Below are 25,725 nucleotides of genomic sequence, written 5' to 3'. Positions count from 1 at the left end.
AGCTAATATCAAATATTTTCATATGAACCGGAACACCAATTACTTGGTTAAGTCCTCGACCGATTAGTATTAGTCCGCTTCATGCGTCACCGCACTGCCACTTCTAACCTATCTACCTGATCATCTTTCAGGGGTCTTACTTCCATAAAGGAATGGGAAATCTCATCTCGAGGTGTGTTTCACACTTAGATGCTTTCAGCGTTTATCACATCCATACGTAGCTACCCAGCGATGCGCCTGGCGGCACAACTGGTACACCAGAGGTATGTCCATCCCGGTCCTCTCGTACTAAGGACAGGTCCTCTCAAATTTCCTACGCCCGCGACGGATAGGGACCGAACTGTCTCACGACGTTCTGAACCCAGCTCGCGTACCGCTTTAATGGGCGAACAGCCCAACCCTTGGGACCGACTACAGCCCCAGGATGCGATGAGCCGACATCGAGGTGCCAAACCTCCCCGTCGATGTGGACTCTTGGGGGAGATAAGCCTGTTATCCCCAGGGTAGCTTTTATCCGTTGAGCGATGGCCCTTCCATACGGTACCACCGGATCACTAAGCCCGACTTTCGTCCCTGCTCGACCTGTCTGTCTCGCAGTCAAGCTTCCTTGTGCCTTTACACTCTGCGAATGATTTCCAACCATTCTGAGGGAACCTTTGGGCGCCTCCGTTACTTTTTAGGAGGCGACCGCCCCAGTCAAACTGCCCACCTGACACTGTCTCCCACCACGATTAGTGGTGCGGGTTAGAGTGGTCATACAGCGAGGGTAGTATCCCACCAACGCCTCCACCGAAACTAGCGTTCCGGTTTCTATGGCTCCTACCTATCCTGTACAAGCTGTACAAACACTCAATATCAAGCTACAGTAAAGCTCCATGGGGTCTTTCCGTCCTGTCGCGGGTAGTCCGCATCTTCACGGACAATATAATTTCACCGAGTCTCTCGTTGAGACAGTGCCCAGATCGTTACGCCTTTCGTGCGGGTCGGAACTTACCCGACAAGGAATTTCGCTACCTTAGGACCGTTATAGTTACGGCCGCCGTTTACTGGGGCTTCAATTCTGAGCTTCGCCGAAGCTAACCCATCCTTTTAACCTTCCAGCACCGGGCAGGCGTCAGCCCCTATACGTCATCTTACGATTTTGCAGAGACCTGTGTTTTTGATAAACAGTCGCCTGGGCCTATTCACTGCGGCTGATCTTGCGATCAGCACCCCTTCTCCCGAAGTTACGGGGTCATTTTGCCGAGTTCCTTAACGAGAGTTCACTCGCTCACCTTAGGATTCTCTCCTCGACTACCTGTGTCGGTTTGCGGTACGGGTAGTTAAGTACTCACTAGAAGCTTTTCTCGGCAGTGTGACATCAGACGCTTCGCTACTAAATTTCGCTCCCCATCACAGCTTGTCCTTAAAGTGAAAAGCATTTGACTCTTCACAAGACTTACTGCTTGGACATTCTAATCCAACAGAATGCACATCTTAGCCTCCTGCGTCCCTCCATTGCTCAAACGCACTTAACTAGTACAGGAATCTCAACCTGTTATCCATCGTCTACGCCTCTCGGCCTCGACTTAGGTCCCGACTAACCCTGGGAGGACGAGCCTTCCCCAGGAAACCTTAGTCATTCGGTGGATAGGATTCTCACCTATCTTTCGCTACTCATACCGGCATTCTCACTTCTAAGCGCTCCACAAGTCCTCACGATCTTGCTTCACCGCCCTTAGAACGCTCTCCTATCACGCGACCTAATGGTCGCATCCATGGTTTCGGTAGTATGCTTAGCCCCGGTACATTTTCGGCGCAGAATCACTCGACTAGTGAGCTATTACGCACTCTTTAAATGGTGGCTGCTTCTGAGCCAACATCCTAGTTGTCTATGCAACTCCACATCCTTTTCCACTTAGCATACATTTAGGGACCTTAACTGATGGTCTGGGCTGTTCCCCTTTCGACGGTGGATCTTATCACTCATCGTCTGACTCCCGGATATGAATCAATGGCATTCGGAGTTTATCTGAATTCAGTAACCCAAGACGGGCCCCTAGTCCAAATAGTGCTCTACCTCCATGATCCTAATTCCGAGGCTAGCCCTAAAGCTATTTCGGAGAGAACCAGCTATCTCCAAGTTCGTTTGGAATTTCACCGCTATCCACACCTCATCCCAGCAATTTTCAACTTACACGGGTTCGGTCCTCCAGTGCGTTTTACCGCACCTTCAACCTGGACATGGATAGGTCACCTGGTTTCGGGTCTACAACCTCGTACTCAAAACGCCCATTTCAGACTCGCTTTCGCTACGGCTCCGACTTTTTAGTCTTAACCTTGCACGGGATCATAACTCGCCGGTTCATTCTACAAAAGGCACGCCATCACGCATTAACGCGCTCTGACTTATTGTAGGCACATGGTTTCAGGAACTATTTCACTCCCCTTCCGGGGTGCTTTTCACCTTTCCCTCACGGTACTGGTTCACTATCGGTCACTAGGTAGTATTTAGCCTTGGGAGATGGTCCTCCCGGATTCCGACGGAATTTCACGTGTTCCGCCGTACTCAGGATCCTGAACTGAGAGAACTTGATTTAATCTACTGGGCTATCACCATCTATGGCGGATTTTCCCAAATCCTTCGACTATCAAATTCTTTGGTAACTCAAATGTTCAGTCCTACAACCCCAAAGTGCAAGCACTTTGGTTTGGGCTGTTCCCCGTTCGCTCGCCGCTACTTAGGGAATCGAAATTTCTTTATATTCCTGCTGCTAATGAGATGTTTCAGTTCACAGCGTTTACCTCCAACTAGACTATGAATTCATCTAGTGGTAACAGTTGATTAAAACTGCTGGGTTGCCCCATTCGGAAATCTCCGGATCATAGCTTACGTACAGCTCCCCGAAGCATATCGGTGTTAGTCCCGTCCTTCATCGGCTCCTAGTGCCAAGGCATTCACCATGCGCCCTTGTTAACTTAACCTCATTTACCTAACGGTAAATGCGATTAATGAGTTTAGCGATAATTAAACTTCAATAAAAAACTCAAAAAACGCGGTGTTCTCGGTTTCATTATGAAAAAATATATTTGATATTATCTAGTTTTCAAAGAACAAGTTTCAATGACGACCAACGTCGTCAATGGAGAATAGCGGGATCGAACCGCTGACCCCCTGCTTGCAAAGCAGGTGCTCTCCCAGCTGAGCTAATTCCCCATGAGGTATTCAACTTATTGGAACCAACTGGTTCGGTTCCAATGGGCCTAAATGGACTTGAACCATCGACCTCACGCTTATCAGGCGTGCGCTCTAAACCAGCTGAGCTATAGGCCCAAAAAACGCTTATTAAATTGAGAGTTAGACCTCTCAAAACTAAACAAAGTTTCGACGTGTGTGTAGGTTTCCGTAATATTCCTTAGAAAGGAGGTGATCCAGCCGCAGGTTCTCCTACGGCTACCTTGTTACGACTTCACCCTAATCATCTGTCCCACCTTAGGCGGCTGGTTCCTAAAAGGTTACCCCACCGACTTTGGGTGTTACAAACTCTCATGGTGTGACGGGCGGTGTGTACAAGGCCCGGGAACGTATTCACCGCGGCATGCTGATCCGCGATTACTAGCGATTCCGACTTCATGTAGGCGAGTTGCAGCCTACAATCCGAACTGAGAATGGCTTTAAGAGATTAGCTTACTCTCGCGAGTTCGCAACTCGTTGTACCATCCATTGTAGCACGTGTGTAGCCCAGGTCATAAGGGGCATGATGATTTGACGTCATCCCCACCTTCCTCCGGTTTGTCACCGGCAGTCTCACCAGAGTGCCCAACTTAATGCTGGCAACTGATAATAAGGGTTGCGCTCGTTGCGGGACTTAACCCAACATCTCACGACACGAGCTGACGACAACCATGCACCACCTGTATCCATGTCCCCGAAGGGAACGTCTAATCTCTTAGATTTGCATAGTATGTCAAGACCTGGTAAGGTTCTTCGCGTAGCTTCGAATTAAACCACATGCTCCACCGCTTGTGCGGGCCCCCGTCAATTCCTTTGAGTTTCAGCCTTGCGGCCGTACTCCCCAGGCGGAATGCTTAATGCGTTAGCTGCAGCACTGAAGGGCGGAAACCCTCCAACACTTAGCATTCATCGTTTACGGTATGGACTACCAGGGTATCTAATCCTGTTTGCTACCCATACTTTCGAGCCTCAGCGTCAGTTACAGACCAGACAGCCGCCTTCGCCACTGGTGTTCTTCCATATATCTACGCATTTCACCGCTACACATGGAGTTCCACTGTCCTCTTCTGCACTCAAGTTTCCCAGTTTCCGATGCACTTCTTCGGTTGAGCCGAAGGCTTTCACATCAGACTTAAAAAACCGCCTGCGCTCGCTTTACGCCCAATAAATCCGGACAACGCTTGCCACCTACGTATTACCGCGGCTGCTGGCACGTAGTTAGCCGTGGCTTTCTGGTTAAATACCGTCAATACCTGAACAGTTACTCTCAGATATGTTCTTCTTTAACAACAGAGTTTTACGAGCCGAAACCCTTCTTCACTCACGCGGCGTTGCTCCATCAGACTTTCGTCCATTGTGGAAGATTCCCTACTGCTGCCTCCCGTAGGAGTTTGGGCCGTGTCTCAGTCCCAATGTGGCCGATTACCCTCTCAGGTCGGCTACGTATCATTGCCATGGTGAGCCGTTACCTCACCATCTAGCTAATACGCCGCGGGACCATCCAAAAGTGATAGCCGAAGCCATCTTTCAAACTCGGACCATGCGGTCCAAGTTGTTATGCGGTATTAGCATCTGTTTCCAGGTGTTATCCCCCGCTTCTGGGCAGGTTTCCCACGTGTTACTCACCAGTTCGCCACTCACTCAAATGTAATTCATGATGCAAGCACCAATCATTACCAGAGTTCGTTCGACTTGCATGTATTAGGCACGCCGCCAGCGTTCGTCCTGAGCCAGGATCAAACTCTCAAATTAATGATGAGTTCTAAAAAGCTCATTTAAAGTTGTACTAAAATTTATTTGCTAGCGAATTGACTTCGCAAATGTTTTTGCTCTTGATTCAAAATCAAGAGACCCTACACATTTGATTCGTCGAAACTTTGTTCAGTTTTCAAAGGTCTAAATCGTTCGTTGATTACCTCAACGCAACTTAATCATCATATCAAGTTATCAATATCTTGTCAACAACTTTTTATAATTAATTTCCGTTGGAAGCAAGTGGCTAACCGCTTTGTGCGCCTCAACAACGTATACTAATTTACCAATTATCCAGATAAATTGCAAGCCCTAAAATGCAAAAATAACCAGTCAATAATATCATGTCATTTAATTTATTTTATCAATGTACGGTATTTAAGTTTCATATAGCCATTTTTAATTTGAACACGCTTGAATATTTAAACAGAATTCTAATTTTAGACTAAAAGAAAGCTATAATGTTCGGATAAAAATAATTCAACTTTTTTTGAATGAACCGCTTTCTGAAGTTAAGTTATATGATAGCTGCAAACAAAAACGGTATCTAGCCTAACTAAATCAGGCTAAATACCGTTTTAAATTTATTTATCTTCTTCTGGACGCATCGTTGGGAATAGTAAAACGTCACGAATTGAATCCGCATCCGTCATTAACATGACTAACCGATCAATCCCGATACCTAACCCACCAGTAGGCGGCATACCGTATTCCAACGCCTCAACAAAGTCTTCATCAATATGTTCAGCTTCATCGTTACCAGCAGTTCGTTCCGCAGCCTGGGCTTCGAAACGTTGCCGTTGGTCGATTGGATCATTCAATTCACTGAACGCATTGGCATATTCATTACCTAAGATGAAGAGTTCGAAACGATCCGTAAATCGTGGATCTTCCTCATTTTTCTTAGCCAATGGTGAAATCTCAACTGGATGACCATAAACAAAGGTTGGTTCATTCAACGTGTCTTCAACAAATTCTTCAAAGAACGCATTAATGATATGACCAACTTTCCAATATGGTTCATACTTCACGTGATGTTCATCTGCCAATTTTTGAGCATCTTCAACCGACATCGGTTGCCAAAAATCAATCCCAGTCTTTTCCTTGATTGCATCAACCATGTGAATTTGTTTGAATGGTTGATTGAAATCAACTTTTTGATCATGATAAGTGACAATGCCATCATCAGAAACTGCCTGAGCAGCTGCTTTAAAAATGCCTTCCGTCTCAGCCATCACATCATGGAAGTCGAAATAGGCAACGTAGGTTTCCATCATGGTAAATTCAGGATTATGTTCACGGTCCATCCCTTCATTACGGAAGACCCGACCAATTTCATAGACCTTTTCCATGCCACCAACAATCAATCGCTTTAAATGTAGTTCCAGCGCAATTCGTAAGTAGAGGTCAATGTTCAAAGCATTGTGATGAGTCACAAATGGCCGTGCTGCCGCACCACCAGCCTGATTATGCAACATTGGTGTCTCAACTTCTGTGAAGCCTTGATCGTCTAAATGATGCCGAATCGCTGAAATGATCTTCGTCCGCTTCAAGAAACGGTCAAAGCTATCGCGGTTAGAGATCAAATCCAAATACCGTTGGCGATAGATCTGTTCCACATTTTGTAACCCATGGAACTTATCTGGTAATGGCCGTAACGCCTTTGATAAGAACGTCAAACCAGTCACTTTAATCGTTAATTCGCCAAAGTCCGTCTTAAAGACTTGGCCGGTAATTCCAAGGAAATCACCAATGTCAGAACGCTTGAAGATATGGTAAGTATCTTCGCCGACAACATCTTTACGAATGTATAACTGCATCTTACCTGAGCGATCCCAGATATCAGCAAAGCCGACTTTCCCCTTACCACGCTTAGCTAGCATCCGTCCAGCAATGGTTGCCACCACTTGTTTAGCGTCTAGCTCGTCCTTATCCATCTCCCCATACTTGTCTTGCAAGTCTTGGGCTAAATCAGTCCGTTCGAACCGGTGACCAAAGGGATCAATCCCCTCTTCACGCAGTTCATCCATTTTTTCGCGACGAACCTTCAGTTGGTCGTTCATCGTCTGTTCTTGTCGTGCCACTAGTGTTCCTCCATTTCTAGTTAGCGTACAGAATTCATCCATACCTAAACAATCACTACATGTTAATTTTGACAATCACGCCGCCAAAATGCAAGTTAATTATTCACTTTACCACGTGACTAGCTAAATAAGTTGCCGTTTGCTCCTGAAACTGCGTTAAAATGCGTATCATTTCTGCCTGCGACTCAGCTTCCATTAACGCCACTTTGGTTCGGGCCGACCTCGGAATCCCTTTTAAATAGTACGGTGCTTGTTCGCGAAACTCGTGACAACCACCTCGCTCACCTTTTAACGCCACTAACCGCTGTAAATGTTCCATCGCTGTTTGCATCTTAGTCATCGGTGTCGGTGGGGTCAGTAATTCTCCGGTTGCCAAGTAGTGCACAGTTTGGGTGAGCATCCAAGGATTCCCTTCAACTGCCCGACCAATCATGACCGCATCTGCACCAACCTCACTGAGCATCCGCGCAGCATCTTGAGGTGTCTGAACGTCACCATTACCCATCAATGGAATCGTGAGGGCGTCCGCCACCCGTTTTAACACGTCCCAATCTGCATGGCCTTGATACATCTGCTTACGAGTTCGTCCATGCATTGCAATGGCAGCTGCACCAGCCCGTTCGGCAGCCCGCGCATTCTCAACGGCATATACGTGCTCTGCGTCCCAACCAGTTCGCATCTTGACCGTCACCGGTTTATTAACCGCAGCAGTCACGGCTGCGACCATCTCGTAGACTTTATCTGGACTTAAAAGCCACTTAGCGCCCGCATCAGTCTTAACGACCTTATTCACCGGACAGCCCATATTAATATCAATAATATCAGCATTGGTCTGCTGGTCAACAAACTGGGCAGCTTGAACTAATGTCGCTTTCGAACCGCCAAAAATTTGAATACTCATCGGGTGTTCTTTCGGATCAACGAACATCATCTCTAAAGTTTTGCGATTCTGATACATAATACCGCGATCGGAAATCATCTCGCAAACGACTAACCCCGCACCAAAATCCTTGCAGATCACTCGAAAGGCCGCGTTAGTCACACCAGCCATCGGCGCCACCACGACCCGATTAGGAATCGTCACGTCACCAATCTGCCACTCCCGATTCATTAAGCGTCACCCTTAGACCGTGAGAGCACTGCTTCTAGTTCGCGTTCACTGAACTGATACTGGTCCCCACAAAAATGACAAACTGCCATGGCACCATGATCTTCATCAATCATGGCTTGGACTTCATGTTTTGGCAAAGCCATTAGTGCTTCGGCAAACCGCTCTTTAGAACAATCACATTCAAACTTGACCGGCATCTTATCTAACACTTTAACGTCGCCATCAAACAACAAGTCCAAAATATCTTCTGGTGACTTGCCATCACGCATCAATTGGGAAACTAATGGCATGTCTTTGAGCTTATTTTCTAGCGAGCTGATGGCTTCATCCGTCGCATTTGGCAATACTTGCACCAAAAAGCCCCCGGCAACTCCAATCGAATTATCATCATTCACAAACACCGATAACCCAACTGCTGATGGAATCTGTTCGGACTGTGCTAGGTAATACGTGAAGTCCTCGCCCAATTCACCAGAAACTAACGCCACCGTTCCAGTGAATGGATCCCCAACGCCTTGATCCTTAGTAACTGATAAGAAGCCGTCAGTACCAACAGCCGCCTTCACATCGATCTTATGTTGATCATTCAAAGGCAAATGCACATGGGGATGTTGTAAGTACCCCTTGACCGTACCATTAGCATTGCCATCAACAACGATACCACCAACAGGACCATTACCATTGATCTTAACGGTCATCTGCTCCTCACCCTTTAAAACTGATGATGCTAATAATAACGTGCCGACCAAACTGCGGCCTAACGCTGCTGATGCCGCACTCCAGGTATCATGCCGGCGTTGGGCTTCAGCAACCACGCCCGTTGCACTAACTGCGTACGCTCGAAACATCTCGTTACCCGCGACGCTTTTTACTAAATAATCTGCCATTTAATCATACTCCTATCTCAATCCGTCTTTAATTGCGACCGACGCTCATAACCGAATTACCGCAATTGATTTATTTTCCTGAAATATCATAACGCATAAAAGGAGCCGAGACAAAGTCCCAGCTCCTTCATTTTACTTTATTCAATACTACGCTTGCGAATTAGTATCATCCTGCGATGATGGTGTAGCACTTTCAGCATTTGGTAAACCAGTGGCTGAAGTTGCGACATCACTGTCGGTAGCTGATTCAGTGGCTGAATTAGCCGTTGAATTGACACTACTGTCAGCACTAACTTCTGAACTAGCATTCGATTCACTTGGGAAACTTGGTTCAGCAACACTGGCATCAGTCGTCGTATCGGCTGAATCAACTTGCTGATCATCCGCACTTTGGTTTTGCGCGTGCTTTTCAGCTTCGCGTCGTTCCAATTCACGTTTGGATTCTTCAAAGGTCGCCGCTTTTTCACTTGGAAATTCATTACGATCCTTTTCAGGCATCTTACCAGTCTTAAATAAACTGAGAATCTGCTTTTCATCCAACGTTTCGTACTTCAGTAGCGCTTCCGCAATCAACTTATGCTGTTCACGGTGTGATTCGATAATATCCGTAGCAGTTTGATGCGCTTCTTGGCTCAAACGCCGGACTTCATCATCGATCAATTGTGCCGTATGTTGTGAAAAGGCACTCGCACCCATACCTTGTTGGTAAGCTGCTTGTTGGTTGGCATTTTCTAACTCAACGGGACCAAGCTTTTCACTCATCCCATACTGAGTAACCATTGCCCGGGCAATTTGCGTTGCCTGTTCAAAGTCATTAGAAGCACCTGATGATTGAGCCCCAAAGATAATTTCTTCAGCAGCACGACCACCCATTAAACCAGCCATTTGTTCCTTCGCATCACGTTTCGACATCAGCATCTGATCTTCACGCGGTAACATGATGGCATAACCGCCAGCACGACCCCGTGGCACAATCGTGACTTTATGCACGACCCGCGCATCATTCAAGACCAACCCAACAATCGTATGACCAGCTTCGTGATAAGCCACGGTTTCCCGTTCATGCTTGTTCACGACCCGATCATGCTTAGCTGGACCAGCAATGACCCGATCTTCAGCTTCATCGAGATCCGCAGCGTCAACTTGTTTCTTATTACGACGAGCAGCTAACAGCGCCGCTTCGTTCAATAAGTTTTCCAAATCGGCACCCACGAACCCAGGTGTTTGCTTAGCAATTTCCTTCAGATCAACGTCAGCTGCTAACGGCTTATTCTTAGCATGGACTTTTAAGATGGCTTCCCGACCCTTGACGTCCGGACGACCAACTAAGATCTTCCGGTCGAAACGGCCTGGCCGCAGTAAGGCAGGATCAAGCACATCAGAACGGTTTGTCGCCGCCATGACGATGACCCCTTCATTACCTGTAAAACCATCCATTTCAACTAACAATTGGTTCAGGGTTTGTTCACGTTCATCGTGACCGCCGCCCATACCATTGCCACGTTGCCGACCAACCGCATCAATTTCATCAATAAAGATGATGGATGGGGCGTTCTTCTTAGCTTGTTCAAATAAGTCCCGCACCCGGCTAGCACCAACCCCGACGAACATTTCGACGAAGTCAGAACCAGAAATCGAGAAGAATGGCACACCAGCTTCACCGGCAACCGCCTTAGCAAGCAACGTTTTACCAGTACCAGGAGGCCCCTCAAGAAGTACCCCAGATGGGATTCGTGCGCCTAATGACACAAACTTCCGCGGATCTTTCAAGAATTCGACAACTTCGACCAATTCTTGTTTTTCCTCTTCTTCACCGGCAACATCTGAGAAACGAACTTTGTTTTGCTTACTGTCAGCTGGTTTAGCCTTCGTTTTACCAAAGTTCATCACCCGGTTGTTTCCGCCGCCTTGTCCTGCTTGTCCCATCATCATATAGAAGAGGAACAACATTAGGATGACTGGCGCGATGTACATTAATAACGTGACCCAGATACCGCTAGATTCTTCGGCTTTCGCCGTCACCTTAACGTCATGCTTAGCCGCCAACTTGGAAACTTGATCAACCGTGGAGTTGTTTTCTAACATCGTTGTTGAAAACGACGTCGTCTTTGTCGATGCGCTCTTGATACCAAGGGCGTTTGCAGAAGAAGTCGTCCGTGCTTTCCGGTATGAACCAGTTACCTTGTAGACGCCGCCACTAGGCTGGATACTAACGTTTTTAACGTTATTCTTATCTAATTGTTTGACAAATTCGCTATAACGAATATTTTGCGTCTGTGAGCTAGAATTACCGCCAAAGAAAAAGTAGATAATTCCCATCAAGCTCAAGAACATCAAAATGTAAAATAAGCTATTACGAAAGAGTCCATTGCGTCGATTGTTCATATGTGCCTCCTTCATCGAAACTTTTATATACAGTTACTTCGATAGTCTAAATAATAGCACATTTGACTATCATTGACCAATTATTTATGCTCGTAAATTGCAGGTTTTAAAATCCCAACGTACGGTAAGTTCCGATAGCGTTCTGCATAGTCAAGGCCATAGCCAACCACAAATTCATTAGGAACTTCAAAACCAATATAATCCGCCTTAATATCAACGAGTCGACCAGCTGGCTTATCCAAAAGCGTGCAGACCTTCACCGAGTTCACATCGCGCCGTTTCAACAAGTCGACCAAAAACTTTAATGTCCGACCAGTATCAATGATGTCTTCAATAACTAGCACATCACGCCCTGTAACGTCCGCATCCAAGTCCTTGGTTAGCTGAACCTCACCACTAGAAATCGTTTCGTTACCATAACTTGATAAGTTAATGAAATCAAGATCCGCGTAAATATCCATCTCACGGATAATGTCAGTGGTAAATAAGACGGCACCCTTGAGTACACAAATAATTAATGGGTTCTTACCAGCATATGCAGTTGTCAGTTCTTTTCCTAATTTTTGTGCAACCTGATGGATATCCTCGCGACTATAAAGTACTCGTTCAATGTCGTTGTTCATCGTTTCAGATGTACTCCTTTCAACTCTCGTGTTTTAAGGCTAAAAATACTGTCTGGGTGCCAGCCGTTCGATAACTAAATTTATGACCGACCACCCATAAGACGTTCCCTTGAGCATTCACTAACACCAGTACCTGTCCACGTAACTCAACCGGAACCTTCTGATTAATCAACAGTCGGCGCACCGTCTGATGACCACCACCCTTGAGAGCGATGCGGTCACCAGCTTGCCACGGTCGCCACATGAGCGGCCAATCGGTTGTTGTTAACCAAAACGGCTGACTAGTTACATTGGGCGCTTGTGTAAAGATTCCCACCGTTTGGGTTGTCGTAATTTTCTGCCATTGATTTAAGTCTACCATAATTTTTTCATGGGGCATTAACTTTTTAACCCTTTTTTTTATTGGCAAAGCTTCAATGATACCAGCGTTACGATGCAACTCCCAAGTCGCATTTAATGTTAGTCTACTAGCGGCTGGTTGCTGTCTTTGTCCCCACGATACCAACGGCTGTAACTTCGACTCGGTAAATAATTGGTGGGTTTGCTTTTCTAACCAGGTCGAGAAGACGGCTAATTGCCACTGGCTCGGCAATGTCGACCATTGACTAACAAGCAAAGCACCTGTCGACGTTATGACCTGTGATAGCAGTACCGTGACCATTTGCGCCTTAGCCGCTAACAACGTCGCCAACTGTTGCTGATAATCGGCAACATGGTTCAATAGCTGCGGGTTAACCGTCATGAGCTCAGGCACGACCCGCTGACGAATGCGATTGCGAGTTAACTGTACATCTTGATTAGTCACATCTTCAAAATAAACGACATGCTGTTCGGTGGCGTAATCTCGTAATTGGGCTTTCGACCACGTTAACAACGGTCGTACTAACTGGCCCGTTGCAAATGGTCGACTAGCCGCAATACCAGTCAATTGTGCAATATCGCCACCACGAGCAAGCTTCATGATATATGTTTCTACTTGATCATTAGCATGATGGGCCGTTAATACAGCTGCTGCTTGATTATCATGCATGACATTAGCGAAAAACTGGTACCGAAATTGCCGTCCCGCCGCTTCAATTCCACTCTGAGGGTGCTCCGCAGTCACCCAATCTGCCAACACTAATTTCAAATGTTGCTGTTGGCAATATCGTCGTAAGTAATCTGCTTCTGCTTGACTCTGGTCTCGCAAATGATGATTAACGTGGGCCACTACTAGTTGTGGTCGTTCCGTCATTGGTAATTGCTGCAGCAAATGCAACAACACCATCGAATCGACCCCCGTTGACACAGCCACTACGACTGTCTGCTGTGGCGATAATAGCTTGGCCGCCGCTAATTGACGGTGAAACTTTTGAATTGGTGTCATCTGAACCTCCCATCTAACCTTCATTATTAATCGATTACTCGTTGTCTTAGTTACGTTGGCATGGATCATGATTAAAACGTGCCGTTTAAGTTGGATTACTGTTCGTCAGCACGGGAACGTCCTATGCCGACCTCCGGGGCTGGGTGCCAATTGCTGGAACGCAGCCGACGTCGATTTGAGCTAACGCCCAACCCGCGTCATCTCAAATACGAGTCTTATTCTAAGCCGGAAGGAAATCACTTCCAGCTAAGAATAATTTGGCTACTGAGCATTGTCACCCAGCCCCTCCAGTCGGGAAGCCACTCGAATGGCAGATGAACGGCCACTTAACTTTGTATAACTTATCGTTGGCTATTTTGATACTGAAACTTTAAACAAAGCGTTAGGTGCATTAGTACTTTGTCGAGAGATTAAATCTTACTACATCGATTCAGGATTAGTGAGCTGGCTCAATATCATTTTCAGTCTGACAGTTGATTAACAAAATTATCGTTTATGAAAAACAATGACAAATCCAGCAAAAGTTGGGTACGCACATGTCGGCCATTCGAATATTGTCCCGACTGGAAGGCGTTTCGGCCAATGCTCAGCGGTGAAATTCCACTTAGCAAGCGTCCTTTGCTTGGTTAGTGGAAGACCAGTATTTAAGACGTGGGTTGCGGCTTAAATCTGTGTCCACCGCGTTCCAGCAATTGGCTGAAATGCCTGGAAGTCGGCGTAGGACGTGCAAATCAAAAAGTTCTACGCTAAATCGAACTTTTTCCAGCGGGTCTAAGCTGGCCGCTTTTAAGCTTTGAACAAACGGCACGTTTTAATCATGATCCATGCTAATGCATAACGCGCATACATTGGCTTTATCTATGGTTAGAACTTGTCGATTAGCTAACGTCCTAAGAATAAACTGCTTTTAAAGGGCGCCGTCCCACAAAAAAAGCACGGTCGTGACTCTGATAGCCGCACCGTGCTTCTAAATTTAACTAGATTAATGGCAAGTCACTAAGTTTAGCTACGACGACCACCGCGACCACCACGTTTACCTTCAGTATTACGCTTTAAGGTCGCTAGCCGATCCTCACTATCCTTTAAGAAGCCAGACATCAATGAATCAAAGTCTTGCTTCTTAGGCTCATGCTGCCGCGATTGGAAACGGCCACCGCCATTGCCACCCCGGCTATGGAAATTATTCGAACGCTCATGATGACTACCATTACTCTGGTGTTCACCATGGGCGTGATTGTTACCTTGATGGTTATTACTTGGTCGGTTACCACCTTGATGATTGCCATGATGTTCATGTTCACCCTGCGGTTTGTCAACCGCTTTGCGGATTGACAGACCAATCTTACCATCATTTCCAACGGATAACACTTTGACCGTAACATCATCACCCACGCTTAAGACATCATGAATGTCCTTTACGAATCCATCGGAAACTTCACTGATGTGTACTAGCCCCGTTTGATTATTACCCAAGCTTACAAATGCACCAAAATTAGTAATCCCAGATACCTTACCAGTGACTTTTGTACCTACTTCAATTGCCATAAAAAAAGTTGTTCCTCCTATGAAATAATGGTTTTAGTATAGCATACTTTGTGAAATATTGAGTTATACATTTAAGCAATCTATAAAAAGTGGTCTACTTATTTAAAGCAGACCACAATCCCGACTAATTGGCAGTTACATCCGCAGCATTATCATTTGGTAAGCTGTAGACTGTTTCGCCACTCTTCGTATAATCATACTTTGAACGTAATAACTTTTGTAAGTAATCCTTATTATTCAGCTGTTTGATCTGACCTTCCAGTTGATCATTTTTTTGTTGTACCTTTTTTAATTTAACTTGACTGGTCGCAACTTGACGATTCACCTGGTGCAGATTTGACCGCGTATTAATCAATTGAAAACCAAAAAATAGTATCAATGCCCCGAACACCGCAACAATCAAAATAAACCGTCGTCGCCGTACTTGCGCGACGCGTTGGGCTTGCCCATGCTCGTCGGTTGCAACTTGACGAATATAATCATTATCTAACTGTTTGATCTTACTACGTGACCCGTTCGTCATGCTGGTCCAGTCCTTTCAAATTGGGTTGCCTAAATTATAACAACTTCATCGGCCGGTGTAAACGACATCATACTGATTAAGTCAACGTTTACGACCATTTCAATGAACGGAGACACCTAACTAGTCGCTGAATGGTTGGCGGTAATCCGTTTTGTAATCTTCACTGATAATGTCATACATTAATTCAGCATCATTTTTCTTAGTCGTTTCCAACAACTTCGTCACTTTGACCGTCAATGTCTTATTACCAAAACTAATAATCAGATCATCGTCGACACTCACGTTGCTAGAAGATTTCGCCACTTTACCGTTAATTTGAATCCGGCCCTTGTCGGCGATTTCCTTCGCGACAGAACGCCGCTTAATAATTCGTGAAACTTTTAAAAACTTATCTAAACGCATACTCATGAATGATGTTCCTTTCCTTTTGCAACGGCCTTAATTAGCCGTTTTCCATATGGCAATACTAACCACTCGCGAATCGTGAACAGCCGGGCATACACGGCCCCGGCAACAAACACCAGCACGCCAAGAATGACCCCAATCACTGTCACGATTCCAGCCATTCCACGCGTATGCGCTAGTACTGGCCCAACCAAAGCGGTCATTTGATGACAACTAAGGATAACCACGAGTCCCATCACCGCACTGATTGCGAGCAATTTTATTAAATAACCACTTTCTAGCAATACTTGCTGCAAATCTTCTGGCGAACCTAACCACATCACGGCAAACATTACGGCCAGACTCAACACCGTCACCGCACTAGCACCATTAATCCCATAATGAACTACAAAGAGATAGTTAGCCAATACTTTAGTCGCCAACCCCGCAACAATACCTATAATCATCGCGGTGTATTGATTCAAGCTTTGCAAAACGCTCGTATACGTTGTAATCAACGCTGCAAACAAAATACTAACAATGTAAATTCGTAAAGCAGTTGTCCCTTCTAGTGAACCAAATAATAAGCGGTTGATCTGCGGCATCAACGCAACTAACCCGACCGTTGCGGCCATTGATAACGCCAAGCTAACGTGAACCATTGCCTGTGTCTGACGCTTAAATTCAATCGGTTGACGCTTGGCTAAGGCATCCGTCAAAGCTGGTAATAATGTTGCCGAAAAGGCAGTTGCCACCACTAACCCTAACTGAACCAAGGGCTGACCACGGTCATAGACCCCCTTAAGTGCTTTGGCGACTTCTGGCAGTTGACCTTGTCGTACTAACCCGCGCATCACCGTGAACGAGTCCACTAGTTGTAACAAAATAACCACGGCGGCTACCAGACATAACGTGCCACCTTCAACCACGAATCGCTTTGTCAACTTCCGATAGCTAGGCAACGTGTGGGTTGGTTCCGGAGCCGGCGCTAATAAATACTTCAATCCAAAAGCGGTAAAAATCAATGATGAGCAAATCGCGGCTAGTGGGGCTGAGCTCATCGCCCACGTACCCATCCGATAATTATCCCAGCCGAGTCGCACACTGAAGTAAGCAGCCATAATAATAATTGCGACGCGTACAACTTGTTCAATCAACTGAGAAATCGCAGTCGGTCCCATCAAAAACTTACCTTGGTAGTAGCCCCGGCCCGTGGCCAGCCACGGCATGAAAACAAACATCCACGCCACGGCACTAATAATGGGAGCTAGATTAACGTCCCCCATATGGGCCGCAATCCACGTTGCACCGAGTTGCAAACCGAAAAAGACGACTAATGATAATCCTGATAGAATATGAAACGCTCGGCGTGCAATCAGTGACTTGCTAGTTTCATCCGGCTGTTCAGCAACTAACTTAGAAATGAAGTTTGGAAATCCATTTAATGCAAAAGTCATGCCAATACCATAAAGCGGATAAATCTGCTGATAAACGTAAAACCCCGTATTACCAACCATGTTCTGTAAGGGAATTCGGTATACCGCGCTTAAAATCTTAGCGACCAATGATGATATCGATAAAATTAATGCACCTTTGAACATGGTGTTCAAGTGATCCTTTGGCATAACAAATCCCTTCTACCGACCAACTCGGTGTTTTATCCTAAATTACTTTTCACTTAGTCCACCAACCTGACCGAATTAACTCGATCTGGTCATGCGATTTACTTAGCAACTGTTCGACCAGCCGTCCTATGAGCACTCAAAGCAACGACAAGCACTAATCTAGGACGCACTGACCACGTCGTCTTCTGCCAAGATCAAACTTAACTGTTCGACAAACTGGGTCAGTTGTGCCAGCCACTCATCCTGCTCCATTTTTGGCTGAATGACTAATTTAACCTTCATTTTATCATCATCAATTCCAACTGTCGCTTTTAATTTAGTTTTTGCCAAGGCTTTAAAGATATCTTTAGTATCTAGCTTAGCCGTCCCCTGTTTAGATAGCGTTAAGTGTAAATCACTATCATCGCGTTGGATTTTTTCTATCAGTGCATCATCCGCCAACAGTTTCAACTTACCTACCGCTAATAATCCAGCAACTTCTACCGGATAGTCACCGAAACGATCCATTAAATCATCTTGAACTTCCATGTACTGATCATTATTTTCCAACTGACGAATTCGTTTGTAAATTTCGATTTTTTGCCGTTCATCTTCAATATAGGTAGTCGGCAAGTACGCCTCAATACCTAACTCAACAGTCGCGTCCGTCTTAACCTTGGCCGCCTGACCACGTTTCTTCGCCACCGCTTCTGACAGCATCTGAGTATATAGGTCGTACCCAACCGAATCAATAAAGCCGTGTTGTTGTTTACCTAATAAATTCCCAGCACCCCGAATCGATAAATCACGCATTGCAATTTTGAATCCGGATCCGAGTTCTGTGAAGTCTTTGATTGCCTGTAACCGCTTCTCACCAACTTCCGTCAAAACTTTATTTTGCTGGTAAGTAAAGTATGCATAGGCCACCCGACTGCTACGACCAATGCGCCCACGTAACTGGTATAACTGTGACAAGCCCATCCGGTCAGCATTCTCCACAAATAAGGTGTTAACGTTTGGAATATCAACCCCGGTCTCAATGATTGTCGTGGTCACTAACACATCGTACTCGCCACGAATAAAATCATAGAGGATACCCTCTAGTTGTGACTCCGGCATTTGACCATCAATATGGGCAACCGCCGCATCTGGGACTAAATCTTTAATCTGCGCGACTACCTTGTCAATATCATGCACCCGGTTGTGCAAGTAAAAGACCTGACCATTGCGTTGCATTTCCCGTTCAATACCTTCTTTAATGACGCCAAAATTCTGTTCCATGACGTACGTTTGAATTGGATACCGGTTTGTTGGTGGGGTCTCAATCACTGATAGGTCCCGAACGCCTAACATCGACATGTGTAGTGTTCGCGGAATCGGCGTCGCTGTTAAGGTCAAGACGTCGACGCTTGCTTTCAGTGCTTTTAGTCGTTCCTTGTGTTTGACGCCAAACCGCTGTTCCTCATCAATAATCAGTAGTCCTAGGTCGGCAAAAGCGACATCCTTGGACAGCAACCGGTGAGTCCCCACAACGATGTCAATCTCACCATTCTTCAACTGTTGGACGGTCTCCTTCATTTCCTTAGTCGTTCGGAACCGTGACAGCATGCCGACATTGATCGGATACCCTTCAAACCGATTCAGCATCGTCTCATAATGTTGCTGTGCCAAAATGGTGGTTGGCACTAGAAATGCAACTTGTTTACCGGCCTCGATTGCCTTAAATGCGGCTCGCAAGGCAACTTCAGTCTTGCCGTAACCAACATCACCGACTAATAAACGATCCATTGGTTTTGGCCGTTCCATGTCATGCTTGATTTCATTAATACTACGAATCTGATCCGGTGTCTCCGGATAAGGAAAGTCGTTATCAAAGTCATCTTGATAACTGTCATCTGGCGGAAAGGCATACCCCTTCTCCGCTTCCCGCTTGGCATACAGATCAACTAGTTCATCCGCAATATCTTCAATCTTAGCCGCGACTTTGCGCTTGGCCTTAGTCCATTCCGTACCACCCAGCTTATTAATATGCGGGGTTTTGGATTCTGAAGAAACGTACTTCTGGACCAAATTCAACTGAGTCACCGGAATAAAAATCTTGGCATTATTCTGATAAGCAATGGTGATGTAATCTTGATGAACGCCATCAACTTCTAACGTCTCCATGCCAACGTACTTCCCGATCCCATGATTGACGTGCACCACGTAATCACCTGGCTTTAAATCCGTATAGCTCTTCAACCGTTCGGCATTAGCTAAGGTCTGACGACGCGGTCGCTTCTTAGCAACCTTTTTGAACATTTCCTGTTCCGTCACAATAACTAACTTACCATCAGGAAATTCAAAACCATTTTGCAAACTGCCCTGTACGATTTGAACCGCACCCGGTTGTAGATTAGTAGCCTTGGTCATCACCGCTTCGATTTCAAAATCATCAAGCGTATTGCTGACTTTGGTCAACCGTTCAGCTTCTGACACCATTAAGACCACTGTCTGTTGTAACTTGTGCCAACGATCTAGTTCCGTCTTCAAGGTCGGTAATTGGCCGAAGAACTCCTGCATCGGTCGGGTTCGGACATTCGTCACCTGAGATAGCTTGACATTACCAATTCCCTTTTGAAACAGTGAGATCAATAGTTGTGCATGATGATCATCACGTAATAAATCACGGATATCATTACCATAACTCGCACTCGCCAGCACGCGATGATGTGCTAATTGGTCAGTAACCCAGTCGGCTTCTTGTGTTAACAATTGTTGTTCACTATCGAGTAGGCGGGAATATTCTTCAAAGACCACGAGACCATCAGCACTCATATAGTCAAAAATACTTGTCTTACGATCATATAAATACTCACCATATAATAGTAAATCGTTACCGATAATACCCTTTTCCATATCAGCAATCGGTTGGGCTAAATTATCGGCTAAGGTCTGACGCTCCGCTGGTTTGAGTTGCTTACTCTCGGCCGTCATCGCCGTCTTCAGACGTTTGGCCCCCGCCTGCAACATATCCGCTGTCAAAATAAAATCCGTTGCCGGTAAAATCGTATAGCCATCCAGATTTTCCACCGATCGTTGTGTCTCCGGATCGAAATACTTCAGTGTATCGATTTCAGTATCGAAGAAGTCTAGTCGCAACGGATAATCTGCATCTAACGGATAGATATCAACGATTGATCCCCGCACAGCAAAATCACCAGGACGAGCAACCAACTTTTCCTTAACATAACCCATGTCATGCAGCTGCCGTTGTAAGACTTCCAGATCAATATCTGCACCAACTGCTAGTGATAACGTCGCTGCTTGAAATTGCGCGACAGGGGGTAAAAAGCGCCGCGCGCCAGCGACCGAAGTGACAACTACTGCCGGACTATCACTCAATAACGCGTTTAATGCTTGAACGCGTTGTGCCCGTGATTCCGGTGAACTAGTTGCCACCTCCGTCGCAATCATCTCTTCAGCTGGAAACAAAAAGACTTGTTCTTCGTCTAAAAGACTAGTCAAATCATCAACTAATTGGCTCGCGTGAAATCCATTATCAGTTACGATCAGTAACGAATGCGTTAATTGATGAAATAACGCACTTAAATAAACTGTTCGGGCCGAACCGTTTAATCCCGTGATCAATTGCCGACTATGCGGACTAATTCCCGCCAAAATCGTTTGAAAGTCAGGCGTTTGCTCAACAATCGTTTCAATATCCATTCTGTTGTTTCCTCCCGGGCTAGTTATATTGATTCATAACTGCCGCAAAATCATCATTTGCTAACCAAGCTTCAATCGCTGCCAATGCTGTTATCTTCGCATCATTGAATTCAGTTACTTCAGCCGGCGTAAATTTACCCAATACATAATCAACAACACTCATCTTCTGGGGATGGTCAATCCCAACTTTGACCCGCTTGAAGTGCTGATCGCCAACATGATTAATAATGCTCTTAATACCATTATGACCACCCGCTGAACCTTTTTGTTTTAATCGCACTTTGCCTAATGGTAAGTCCAAGTCATCATGGATGACGAGTAAATCCGTGGGATCAACATTGTAATAACTCATCAACGGTCCCACTGCCCGTCCAGAATCATTCATATAAGTAGAAGGTTTAACAAGCAAGACCTTCTCACCACCCTGAAAGGCCGTTGCAACCTGCGCTTCAAACTTACTCGTTTGAAACGTAGTGTTAAGGTTGTTAGCTAATTCATCAACAATCATAAAACCAACGTTGTGCCGCGTCTGTGCGTATTGTCGCCCAATGTTTCCCAATCCAACAATCATTTTCATAAACTTATCTTCTCCTATTACTTTGCATACCAAAACAGGCCGAACCGGTATTGACCCGATTCGGCAACTTTGCGTAACGTGACGAACTGACCAGCCACGCTGCTCACAGGTGATCGACTACTATGCCAGTCACGTGTTTAAAAGTTAGCGTATATTAAGTGCAGTAAGTATACCACAAAGGGCTTATCGACGCCCGTCAAAGAGTTTTAAGGACATTGTTAATAATTACATTAAAAGCATGTTCAATTTAGCACTTATTTTGCACAAACATGGTATACTTCACTTGTAAAACTAAATTTTCACTACGAGAGGATGACTTATTTTGTCAAGCATGCCAAATCATCAAAAAGTTGTGTTAGTCGGCGACGGCGCCGTTGGTTCTAGTTACGCTTTTGCCATGGCACAACAAGGAATTGCTGAAGAATTTGTAATTGTCGATGTTGTTAAAGATCGGACAAAGGGTGACGCCCTTGATCTTGAAGACGCCCAAGCATTCACCGCTCCCAAGAAGATTTACTCAGGCGAATATTCAGATTGCAAGGACGCTGACTTAGTTGTTATTACAGCCGGTGCACCTCAAAAGCCAGGTGAATCACGTTTAGACTTAGTTAACAAGAATTTAAATATCCTATCATCCATTGTTAAGCCAGTGGTTGACTCCGGCTTTGACGGCATCTTCTTAGTTGCTGCTAACCCAGTTGACATCTTAACTTACGCTACTTGGAAATTCTCTGGTTTTCCAAAGGACCGCGTCATTGGTTCAGGGACTTCCTTAGACTCTTCACGTTTACGCGTTGCGTTAGGCAAACAATTCAATGTTGATCCACGTTCCGTTGATGCTTACATCATGGGTGAACACGGTGATTCTGAATTTGCGGCATACTCAACTGCCACCATCGGCACACGCCCAGTTCGTGATGTCGCTAAGGAACAAGGCGTTTCTGACGAAGATTTAGCCAAACTAGAAGATGGTGTTCGTAACAAAGCTTACGACATCATCAACTTGAAGGGTGCCACGTTCTACGGTATTGGGACTGCTTTAATGCGGATTTCCAAAGCCATTTTACGTGATGAAAATGCTGTTTTACCAGTAGGGGCCTACATGGACGGCCAATACGGCTTAAACGACATTTACATCGGGACACCGGCTGTGATCGGTGGCACTGGTTTGAAACAAATCATCGAATCACCACTTTCAGCTGACGAACTCAAGAAGATGCAAGATTCCGCCGCAACTTTGAAAAAAGTGCTTAATGACGGATTAGCTGAATTAGAAAATAAATAAACTTTTATCTAATTAAATATATGATGAGCGCTCGCCTATAATAGACGGGCGTTTTTTGTGCTTAATTGCGGATAAACTAGCAGCCCATTGTGATTACACTTTCCTAATTTAAATACTATTTTTAAAACTTTCTTATCACGATTACCGGCCCTGAAGTTTGCACTCATGTAACTTCTGTTATAAGGTGAGAATATTACAAATATATGGAGGACCAACTTAATTATGAAACATAAACGTGGACTAATGATTGGGGGCAGTCTCCTCGGTCTCCTAGTCATCGGGTATGTTGCCACCAGTTTAATCTGGCAACACCAACAAACGTTCCTCACTAACACTTCCATTGCCGGCGTTGATGTCAGCGGCAAAACTGCAACTCAGGCCGCACCGAAAGTTAACCGGGCTTTAGAGCATCGCACTTATCGGATTATTGAAAGTGGTCAGACAAAATATTCATTCACCAGTAAATCAGCCGGAATTACGATCAATACTAAAAAAGACCTAACTAAGCTAGCAGCCAAGCAAAACTATTGGCGTTGGCCCCTCGCACTGTTGCAATCCGCTCAGGCTGATGATAGTGCAGCAGTTGGACAGCTAACAATCAATCACACTGATCTGAAAAATTTACTACAAAAGATCACTACAACCGCTAATCAAACTAACCGCACTAAAACTGAAAATGCCAAGTTAGTTTATCGACATGACCAAGTTGAAATTAAGAAGGAAGTTCAGGGAACTGAGCTGGATCAAGCCAAACTCAAGCGCGTTGTGACTAAGGCCATCAGTAATGGTGACAGTCACATCGCCCTTAAAGCGGCTTATGTCGCGCCAACCGTCACAAGCACGAGTACCAGCTTAAAGACGGCTAAGGCCAAATCAGCTAAATACGCCGCTGAAACAGCCACTTATAACATCAACGGCCACAAGTTCACGATTCCCCACGACTTAATTCTCAGTTGGATTAAAGTTGATAAGCAGGGCAAAGTTAGTTTGGACCAAAGTGCTGTCTTGACTTACGTAAAACAATTGAATGATAAGTATCATACCTATCATACGACGCGTCAGTTCAAGAGTACGGCGCGTGGAACCGTATCCGTCAGTGGCGGCTTTTATGGCTGGACCATTAAGACCGAAGCGGAAGCAAAGGCCCTCGCTGCTGAAATCTTGAAGGGTAAAGACTTTACCCGCTCACCAATCACCAGCGGCTCCGGATACAATAACAAAGGCACCGACATTGGTAACACTTACGTTGAAGTTGATAAAGAAAATCAACATATGTACGTCTACGTCGATGGTAAACTCAAAGTTTCAACGGACATCGTTACTGGAAAGCCTGGTAAACACGCCACAACAACGGGCGTTTGGTACATCTGGAATAAGGAAAAGAACGCGACCCTTAAAGGTGATAATGACGACGGCTCAAGTTATTCCCAACCAGTCTCTTACTGGATGCCGTTCGATGATACCGGCGAAGGAATTCACGATTCTTCATGGCAAACTCAATATGGTGGTACTTGGTACAAGAAGCACGGCTCGCATGGTTGTGTGAATACGCCCCCTTCTGTCATGAAAAAAGTTTTTGCCGCTGTACCAGTTGGCACGCCAGTCATCGTTTTCTAATTTAAATTTAATTTAATTGAGCCGGCCTGATACTATTCAGGCCGGCTTTTTAATCCCATTTTAGCGTTATGCAGCTTCATAATAATACGTGTCACTAGCCGTTTTATGGTATTATTTATTAAAACAAACTAATAAATCTGGGGGACCAACTGCTATGCTATTAAAAACACTCGTTAAGCCTAAAGAACGCCTCGTCACCATTACGGCGGACGCAACTTTAGAAGACGCCTTGAAAGTCTTAGAAGATTCCGGCTTCCGCTGTATTCCAATTTTAGATGAAACTGGTCATATCTTCCGTGGTAACATCTATAAGATGCACATTTACCGTCACAAGTCCCGGGGCGGCGACATGTCGCTTCCCGTGACAACCTTGCTTAAAAATGCCACGAAAACGATTCAAGTTGACTCCGCGTTTTACAATATCTTCTTCTCCATCAAAGATTTGCCATATATCGCAGTGCTCGATGAACATGGTTATTTCTACGGTATCCTAACTCATACACGCTTACTCGACATGCTATCACAATCTTGGAACGTCAATGTTGGCAGTTATGTATTGACGGTCGTATCCGTTGGTGAACGTGGTGACTTGGCAGCCATGGCTAAGATTATTACGAAGTATACTTCAATCGCTGGCTGTCTGACTTTAGACGTTCAAAACGGTACTCTGGGTTACCGGACGCTCTTCACCCTACCAGAAAATGTCGACAGTGAAAAGCTCAAACGGATTATCGACAACTTGAATCGCAAACAATTCAAAGTCATCGAAGTGGAAGATTTACAAGCTGAATAATCATAGTTGCCCCGAGGTTGCCTTGGGGCTTTTTTAATGCGCTGCATTCTCAGATCAACAGCGGCCAGTTTAGGCCCGCTGAAAAAAAGTCGAGTTAGCATAAACATGTCTGGCTGGAGCGTCCTACCACCGACCTCCAGGCATTTCTGTCAATTGACGGAACGTGGTGGGATTGAAGTGCTCAACTTTTACTGGACTTATCATTATTTTGCATAAACCGTAATTTTGTCAATCAACTGTCAGGTCGAAAAAGATATTGTGATAACT

At 45.3% G+C, this 25,725-nt stretch carries 15 protein-coding genes, 2 tRNA genes and 2 rRNA genes; 3 read left to right on the top strand and 16 right to left on the bottom strand.

The window, feature by feature from the left end; all coding sequences use genetic code 11:
- Positions 1–43: 43 nt before the first annotated feature.
- The 16 genes from LP667_RS02310 to pth all read right to left on the bottom strand — a co-directional run bounded on the left by LP667_RS02310 (position 44) and on the right by pth (position 21,763).
- A 23S ribosomal RNA gene (locus LP667_RS02310) occupies positions 44–2,964 on the bottom strand.
- A gap of 159 nt (positions 2,965–3,123) precedes the next feature.
- Positions 3,124–3,196 (bottom strand) — tRNA-Ala (locus tag LP667_RS02305).
- 42 nt (positions 3,197–3,238) lie between these two features.
- A tRNA-Ile gene (locus LP667_RS02300) sits at positions 3,239–3,313 on the bottom strand.
- 86 nt (positions 3,314–3,399) lie between these two features.
- A 16S ribosomal RNA gene (locus tag LP667_RS02295) occupies positions 3,400–4,966 on the bottom strand.
- The 16S and 23S rRNA genes sit together here with 2 tRNA genes alongside, the layout of an rRNA operon.
- 584 nt (positions 4,967–5,550) lie before the next feature.
- On the bottom strand, positions 5,551–7,050 hold the full coding sequence (gene lysS, locus LP667_RS02290) for a lysine--tRNA ligase (protein WP_021732308.1): 1,500 nt from the start codon (positions 7,048–7,050) through the stop codon (positions 5,551–5,553).
- A gap of 103 nt (positions 7,051–7,153) precedes the next feature.
- A complete protein-coding gene (gene dusB, locus LP667_RS02285; RefSeq protein WP_021732309.1) occupies positions 7,154–8,161 on the bottom strand; it encodes a tRNA dihydrouridine synthase DusB in 1,008 nt (335 codons plus the stop codon).
- Positions 8,161–9,048, bottom strand: a complete 888-nt coding sequence (gene hslO / locus LP667_RS02280; protein WP_021732310.1) for an Hsp33 family molecular chaperone HslO — start codon at positions 9,046–9,048, stop codon at positions 8,161–8,163. The genes dusB and hslO overlap by 1 nt, the downstream gene beginning before the upstream one ends.
- A gap of 147 nt (positions 9,049–9,195) precedes the next feature.
- Positions 9,196–11,433, bottom strand: coding sequence for an ATP-dependent zinc metalloprotease FtsH (gene ftsH, locus LP667_RS02275; protein WP_021732311.1), 2,238 nt, complete (start codon positions 11,431–11,433; stop codon positions 9,196–9,198).
- A gap of 80 nt (positions 11,434–11,513) precedes the next feature.
- Positions 11,514–12,056, bottom strand: a complete 543-nt coding sequence (gene hpt, locus LP667_RS02270) for a hypoxanthine phosphoribosyltransferase (protein WP_003637712.1) — start codon at positions 12,054–12,056, stop codon at positions 11,514–11,516.
- 19 nt (positions 12,057–12,075) lie between these two features.
- Positions 12,076–13,422: a tRNA lysidine(34) synthetase TilS gene (gene tilS / locus LP667_RS02265; protein ID WP_021732312.1), complete on the bottom strand. Its 1,347-nt coding sequence runs from the start codon at positions 13,420–13,422 to the stop codon at positions 12,076–12,078.
- Between the two features lie 1,002 nt (positions 13,423–14,424).
- Complete coding sequence (locus LP667_RS02250; protein WP_021732313.1) at positions 14,425–14,967, bottom strand: S1 domain-containing RNA-binding protein; 543 nt, start codon at positions 14,965–14,967, stop codon at positions 14,425–14,427.
- Between the two features lie 124 nt (positions 14,968–15,091).
- Complete coding sequence (locus LP667_RS02245; protein WP_021732314.1) at positions 15,092–15,490, bottom strand: FtsB family cell division protein; 399 nt, start codon at positions 15,488–15,490, stop codon at positions 15,092–15,094.
- 120 nt (positions 15,491–15,610) lie between these two features.
- Positions 15,611–15,892 carry an RNA-binding S4 domain-containing protein gene (locus LP667_RS02240; RefSeq protein ID WP_033609598.1) on the bottom strand — a complete coding sequence of 94 codons (282 nt, stop codon included), beginning with the start codon at positions 15,890–15,892 and terminating at the stop codon, positions 15,611–15,613.
- Positions 15,893–15,894: 2 nt separating this feature from the next.
- Positions 15,895–17,499 (bottom strand): putative polysaccharide biosynthesis protein, encoded by a 1,605-nt coding sequence (locus LP667_RS02235; RefSeq protein ID WP_021732316.1) that lies wholly within the window; start codon positions 17,497–17,499, stop codon positions 15,895–15,897.
- 159 nt (positions 17,500–17,658) lie between these two features.
- Positions 17,659–21,186 carry a transcription-repair coupling factor gene (gene mfd / locus LP667_RS02230; protein ID WP_021732317.1) on the bottom strand — a complete coding sequence of 1,176 codons (3,528 nt, stop codon included), beginning with the start codon at positions 21,184–21,186 and terminating at the stop codon, positions 17,659–17,661.
- A gap of 19 nt (positions 21,187–21,205) precedes the next feature.
- A complete protein-coding gene (gene pth / locus LP667_RS02225; protein ID WP_021732318.1) occupies positions 21,206–21,763 on the bottom strand; it encodes an aminoacyl-tRNA hydrolase in 558 nt (185 codons plus the stop codon).
- 322 nt (positions 21,764–22,085) lie between these two features.
- Between pth and LP667_RS02220 the strand changes: the two genes are divergently transcribed.
- The 3 genes from LP667_RS02220 (at position 22,086) to cbpA (ending at position 25,458) form a co-directional block, all read left to right on the top strand.
- Positions 22,086–23,048: an L-lactate dehydrogenase gene (locus LP667_RS02220; RefSeq protein ID WP_003642078.1), complete on the top strand. Its 963-nt coding sequence runs from the start codon at positions 22,086–22,088 to the stop codon at positions 23,046–23,048.
- 222 nt (positions 23,049–23,270) lie between these two features.
- Positions 23,271–24,665 carry a L,D-transpeptidase family protein gene (locus tag LP667_RS02215; protein ID WP_021732319.1) on the top strand — a complete coding sequence of 465 codons (1,395 nt, stop codon included), beginning with the start codon at positions 23,271–23,273 and terminating at the stop codon, positions 24,663–24,665.
- Positions 24,666–24,819: 154 nt separating this feature from the next.
- Positions 24,820–25,458: a cyclic di-AMP binding protein CbpA gene (cbpA, locus tag LP667_RS02210; RefSeq protein WP_003643849.1), complete on the top strand. Its 639-nt coding sequence runs from the start codon at positions 24,820–24,822 to the stop codon at positions 25,456–25,458.
- Positions 25,459–25,725: the final 267 nt, after the last annotated feature.

This window comes from Lactiplantibacillus paraplantarum (assembly GCF_003641145.1).
Classification (GTDB): Bacteria; Bacillota; Bacilli; order Lactobacillales; family Lactobacillaceae; genus Lactiplantibacillus; species Lactiplantibacillus paraplantarum.
Note: the sequence above shows the minus strand (reverse complement) of the source record. Positions and strands in the feature narration are given on the sequence as shown.